Origin of the sequence: Escherichia sp. E2661, from assembly GCF_004745185.1 — a bacterium.
Taxonomy (GTDB): domain Bacteria; phylum Pseudomonadota; class Gammaproteobacteria; order Enterobacterales; family Enterobacteriaceae; genus Escherichia.
The window spans coordinates 1-1010 of the sequence record NZ_PDIG01000066.1; the positions used below are offsets into that span (position 1 = coordinate 1).

General features: G+C 51.1%; 1 pseudogene. It reads left to right on the forward strand.

Annotation, left to right across the window (positions count from 1 at the left end):
• Positions 1–28: 28 nt before the first annotated feature.
• Positions 29–139, forward strand: a pseudogene (locus CRI63_RS24625) (hypothetical protein); the annotation flags it as partial.
• Positions 140–1010: the final 871 nt, after the last annotated feature.

Consider the following 1010-nt stretch of genomic DNA (forward strand, 5'->3'; position numbering starts at 1 on the left):
CAACCTGTAGTATCGCAGTAGGTCAGTAATGAACGCCTGGTCATGGTCTCTGCGCAATCTGCCCTGGTTTAAGGCCACGCTGGCACAATGGCGCTACGCGTTGCGCAATACCCTAGCCATGTGTCTGCGCGCATCGATCGATGTACGTGCTACGTACAGTCTGAGCATCGATCGATGTACAGCTACGTACGTCTGAGCATCGATCGATGTACAGCTACGTACGTCTGAGCATCGATCGATGTACAGCTACGTACGTCTGAGCATCGATCGATGTACAGCTACGTACGTCTGAGCATCGATCGATGTACAGCTACGTACGTCTGAGCATCGATCGATGTACAGCTACGTACGTCTGAGCATCGATCGATGTACAGCTACGTACGTCTGAGCATCGATCGATGTACAGCTACGTACGTCTGAGCATCGATCGATGTACAGCTACGTACGTCTGAGCATCGATCGATGTACAGCTACGTACGTCTGAGCATCGATCGATGTACAGCTACGTACGTCTGAGCATCGATCGATGTACAGCTACGTACGTCTGAGCATCGATCGATGTACAGCTACGTACGTCTGAGCATCGATCGATGTACAGCTACGTACGTCTGAGCATCGATCGATGTACAGCTACGTACGTCTGAGCATCGATCGATGTACAGCTACGTACGTCTGAGCATCGATCGATGTACAGCTACGTACGTCTGAGCATCGATCGATGTACAGCTACGTACGTCTGAGCATCGATCGATGTACAGCTACGTACGTCTGAGCATCGATCGATGTACAGCTACGTACGTCTGAGCATCGATCGATGTACAGCTACGTACGTCTGAGCATCGATCGATGTACAGCTACGTACGTCTGAGCATCGATCGATGTACAGCTACGTACGTCTGAGCATCGATCGATGTACAGCTACGTACGTCGAGCATCGATCGATGTACAAGCTACGTACGTCTGAGCATCGATCGAGACAGCTCGTACGTCTGAGCATCGACGTGTCAGCA